Source organism: Petrotoga mexicana DSM 14811 (assembly GCF_002895565.1).
GTDB lineage: Bacteria > Thermotogota > Thermotogae > Petrotogales > Petrotogaceae > Petrotoga > Petrotoga mexicana.
This window is the reverse complement of record NZ_AZRN01000007.1, coordinates 1-4,331: the sequence shown is the minus strand read 5'-3', so window position 1 is coordinate 4,331 and position 4,331 is coordinate 1. Positions and strand designations below refer to the sequence as shown.

Sequence of the window (4,331 nt, the reverse complement as noted above, 5' to 3'; positions counted from 1 at the left end):
GGGAAACACCCAGAACCATACCGAACCTGACGGTTAAGCCGTATCGTGCCGATGGTAGTACGCTAAGACGTGTGAGAGTAGGTATCGCCCCCTTCACTTTTTTTTAAAGTAATATATTTTGACTTATTTGTATTTTCTCACCCCTTAAAAAAATACCGCATCAGTCAGTTAGATGCGGTATTTTTCTTATTCTTACTTATTTTAATGAGTGAATATCGATTTTCCATCCGGTAATTTTTGCTGCTAATCTAGCGGTTTGACCGCCCTTTCCCACAGCTAAAGAAAGTTGATTCTCAGGGACGTAAACAAAAGCAGTTCTTTCGTCTTCGTTAAGAATTATATTTTTTACTTCAGCAGGGGCAAGAGCGTGCTTTATAAAAATTTTAGGATCTTCTGAATATTCTATAATATCCACTTTTTCATTTTTTAGTTCTTTTAGTAGCTCACTAATTCTTGAGCCTTTTTCACCGATACAAGCACCTACAGGATCAACTCCTGGCATGGAACTAACAACAGCAACTTTAGTCCGTATTCCTGGTTCCCTGACTATTTTTACAATTTTTATGATACCTTCTTCTATCTCGGGTACGATAGATGATAGTAGTTCTGTAATGAGTTCAGGTGCTGTTCTTGAAACCATAATTTTTGGACCTTTTGATGTGTTTTGAATGTTTTTTATGTAGACTTTTACAAGTTCTCCGCTTTTAAAGGTTTCTCCAGGAATTGTTTCTTTCATAGGGAGTTTGGTCTCTAATTTTCCTATTCTAATGTCAATATATTCATCACTGACTTTAATTATTTCGGCGGTTGAAATTCTATTTTTTAAAGCTACGTATTTATCAAACAAGTTTTTCTTTTCTAGTTCCTTCAAATTTTGAAGTATGACTTGTTTGGCTGTTTGAGCGGCAACTCGTCTAAAATCCTTTTTAAGATTAATCTTTTTTCTTACCATTTCACCTATTTCTATTTTTGGATTAATTTTTTTAGCTTCTTCCAAAGAAATTTCTTCTTTAGGGTTTTCAACTTTTTCAACGACTTTCCATAATTGATAAACATTCAATTTTGTTAGATTTTTATCAATTTCAATTTCAACATTTTTTGCCCCATAATTTTTTTTGTATGCACTTTTAATAGATTTAGCTATAATATCGACCAACGAGTCTCTACTTATACCTTTATCTCTTTCTAAGGCATCTATGGCTTCTAATAGATTTAAGTTCAATGTTCTACACCTCCTATATCTTTCAAATTTTACAATTCAATTTCTAAATTGGCTTTATCTATTTCTATTAAATCAATGTTGAATAATTTTCCAGAATCTTTTTCAGTAATTTTAATCTGATCTTCCGATACATCTTCAATATACCCAATTAATACAGGGTGTTTCTTTTCTTTACCTTTTAAAATAAATTTTGCTAATTTTCCTTTGAATCTTTCGTAATCTTTTTTGCCTCTCAATTTTCTATCGAGTCCAGGAGAACTAACTACTAACTCATAACTCTTGTCAAAGAGATCAATTTCGTCTAACCAAGGGTCGAAAGCCTTGGAAAACCTTTCACAATCTCCTATGGACACGTATTCGTCTGCTTTATCGATAACAATCTCTAGAATTTTATTTTTATTACTACCTTTAATTAAGATATCAAAAATTTCAAGACCCAACTTAGAAGCAACGTTATCGGCTTTTTCCCATATTAACTGTTTAATTTCTTTGTTGGTTAACATGGCATTCACCCCTTTCATTTCAAAAAATATTTTTTATAAAAAAGCTCGAGGGCAAAAAGCCCTCGGCACTCATTTTGTTAATTAATTTTCTTTAAATTACCACTAATATTATATCATAAAAAAAATAAAAATCAAGACTATCTAAAAAATTCTATTTTTAATTTTCCATATAAATAAATTATAATATGAAAGAACTAAAACCGCAGCGGGGCAAAGGAGCCCTATATATCGAGTTTTTAAAGACAACAAATTTTGGAATTTAAGGAGGATTTAGAAAATGGCTGATATGGTAGATTACAAAATCTATGGTGATGACATGCAACTAGTGGAAATTGAGCTTGACCCAGGAGAAGGGATTAGGGCTGAAGTTGGTGCTATGATGTATATGGAAGAAGGAATAGTGATGCAAACCAACACAGGTGGAGGTCTTTTCAGAGGTTTGAAAAGAATGATGACTGGAGAAAGTTTTTTTATAACAAACTTTGTACAAAGTGGGGAAGGCAAAGGGCATGTTGCTTTTGGAGCTCCTTATCCAGGTAAGATTGTACCGATTGATTTAATAGAGTTCAATGGTACTTTTATATGCCAAAAGGATAGTTTTTTATGTGCAGCAAATGGGATAGAAATAGAAGTAGAGTTTACTAAAAGGATAGGCACAGGGTTATTTGGTGGAGAAGGCTTCATTCTTCAAAGATTAGAAGGACATGGCATGGCTTTTATTCATGCTGGAGGGGCTTTAATCGAAAGGCAATTACAACCCGGTGAAATTTTAAAAGTAGATACCGGTTGTGTGGTAGGTTTTTCTAAAACTGTGAATTATGATGTTCAGTTTATAGGTGGTTTTAGAAATTCACTTTTTGGTGGAGAAGGCTTGTTCATAGCAAAACTCAATGGTCCAGGGACAATTTATCTACAAAGTCTTCCGTTTTCAAGACTCGCAGACAGAATAAACGCTGCAGCAAAGTATCAAAACAAGGGAGAAAATAGAAATATGGGCAGAGGATTTATTGGTGGATTGTTCAACGATGATCGAAGATTTTGAATTATGGAAATACCAATAATAAAATAAAAATCATCATATATCCTTCTATACCCTTGTCATTTTTAAAACAACAATCTACGATTGGTTGATGAACAGAAGGAAAGTCACGTATTCCCCTTATTCTACACTAAGAATTTGATATAATCATTTTTAAAAACCCTTCTTCTGAAGTGGCAATAAGGGGCTTTTCCTGTTTTTTCATAATAATTTTGGTGGTAATCCTCTGCTTTGTAAAATTCTGAAGCTTTAGTTATCTTGGTTACGACTTTCAAACCTCTATTGATTAACTCGTCTTTTACTTTTTCTGCGATTGCTTTTTGTTCCTCATTTATGTAAAATATTTCGCTTCTATATTGCTCTCCAATGTCGGGCCCCTGACCATTTTCTTGGCTAAAGTCATGAATTTCAAAAAAATATCTGACTAATGATTCGTAGCTTATTATGTTTGGGTCGTAAACAATTAAAACGGATTCTGCATGACCTGTTTTTCCACTACAAACCTGTTCATAAGTTGGATTTTCAACAAAACCACCTGTGTAACCACTGACTACGTCGATGACACCTGCGACTTTTTTAAACATGTATTCTACTCCCCAAAAACAACCCGCTGCAAAGATTGCTGTATCTGTTGGTATTTCGCTCATTTTAATCACCTCTTATTTTCTATGCTCCACATATATATGTTATCACTAAAAGAGCTTCAAAAATCACACGATAATTGTCGCTGCTTATTTTCACCTTTCTTCCATCTATTCTTTCTGTTAATGGCATAGATTCCACCATATCAGCTTTTGAAGTGTCAGAAAATTCAACAATCATCTCGATGGGTGAGTTGAATGTGTAGACATCAAAATATTCTTTGTTTTTATCTATCATTTCTTTAGTTGTGCTTTTAATTTCTTCCAGTAGTTGCTTCATAGGTTTAAACTCTGCAGAGTATCTGCCTAAGGATCTTTTGGTTTCTACATAGTATAAATGTTTAAAATATGGATTCAATTGGTTTTTGAGTTTATCATCCCCAACAACCATTGCCAATGGAACGCCAAAACTACCTCCGTATGCGGCATTAATTAAAGTTTCATTCATTTCTACTTTATTGATCCAAATATTATGAATAGAGGAACTTGAATAAGTATGATCCATAGTAGAGTATTTCTCTCCAACTCCAGCATGGTAACCAAAAAAGATCATCCTATCGAAAGATTCATCTATACCGGTCATCATATAATATTTTCTTATTCCACCGCTGATTAATTTTACGTTTGGGAATTCTTCTGTGATCTCCCACGGAATGTTGTTCCCTTCCGCATGGGAATCTGACAAAGTGATCTCATGTTCTTTTAACTCTTCTAATAAAGCTTCTAACTGTCTAACAGCATATGTTTGTTTGTAATCTTTATTATTTTTTGTGACATCGTTCCATTGTGCAATACCCCCAAGCCCTTCAAAATCAAATGAAATGTATATTTTTATAATAATCATCTCCTTATTGATGATTCTCAATGTCTTTAGAACCCATAAAACTATATATAGCGCCCCTTGCCCCGCTCCCCACCCATAAGGA

5 protein-coding genes and 1 rRNA gene are annotated in these 4,331 nt (G+C 33.6%); 2 read left to right on the top strand and 4 right to left on the bottom strand.

From position 1 onward, the window contains the following. Positions 1 to 93, top strand: a 5S ribosomal RNA gene (gene rrf, locus X927_RS10450); the annotation flags it as partial. Between the two features lie 103 nt (positions 94 to 196). On the opposite strand, the gene nusA is transcribed toward rrf, so the two are convergent. Both nusA and X927_RS02470 read right to left on the bottom strand, forming a co-directional pair. Further along, positions 197 to 1,222, bottom strand: a complete 1,026-nt coding sequence (gene nusA / locus X927_RS02475) for a transcription termination factor NusA (RefSeq protein WP_103076530.1) — start codon at positions 1,220 to 1,222, stop codon at positions 197 to 199. Between the two features lie 29 nt (positions 1,223 to 1,251). After that, entirely contained in the window at positions 1,252 to 1,725 is a 474-nt protein-coding gene (locus tag X927_RS02470) for a ribosome maturation factor RimP (RefSeq protein ID WP_169925102.1), read from the bottom strand. Positions 1,726 to 2,002: 277 nt separating this feature from the next. On the opposite strand from X927_RS02470, the gene X927_RS02465 reads away from it, so the two are divergent. Further along, entirely contained in the window at positions 2,003 to 2,767 is a 765-nt protein-coding gene (locus X927_RS02465) for a TIGR00266 family protein (protein ID WP_103076528.1), read from the top strand. A gap of 122 nt (positions 2,768 to 2,889) precedes the next feature. Here X927_RS02465 and msrA read toward each other — a convergent pair whose 3' ends face one another. Further along, entirely contained in the window at positions 2,890 to 3,411 is a 522-nt protein-coding gene (msrA, locus tag X927_RS02460; RefSeq protein ID WP_103076527.1) for a peptide-methionine (S)-S-oxide reductase MsrA, read from the bottom strand. A 19-nt stretch (positions 3,412 to 3,430) separates the two neighbouring features. Beyond that, positions 3,431 to 4,331 (bottom strand): M55 family metallopeptidase (locus X927_RS02455; RefSeq protein WP_245855454.1); only part of this gene is annotated, 901 nt, incomplete at its 5' end.

What these genes read in the sequence shown, in the direction of transcription:
- X927_RS02470 (WP_169925102.1), bottom strand. Translation starts at nt 1,725, where the DNA reads ATGTTAACCAACAAAGAAATTAAACAGTTAATATGGGAAAAAGCCGAT.
- X927_RS02465 (WP_103076528.1), top strand. Translation starts at nt 2,003, where the DNA reads ATGGCTGATATGGTAGATTACAAAATCTATGGTGATGACATGCAACTA.
- msrA (WP_103076527.1), bottom strand. Translation starts at nt 3,411, where the DNA reads ATGAGCGAAATACCAACAGATACAGCAATCTTTGCAGCGGGTTGTTTT.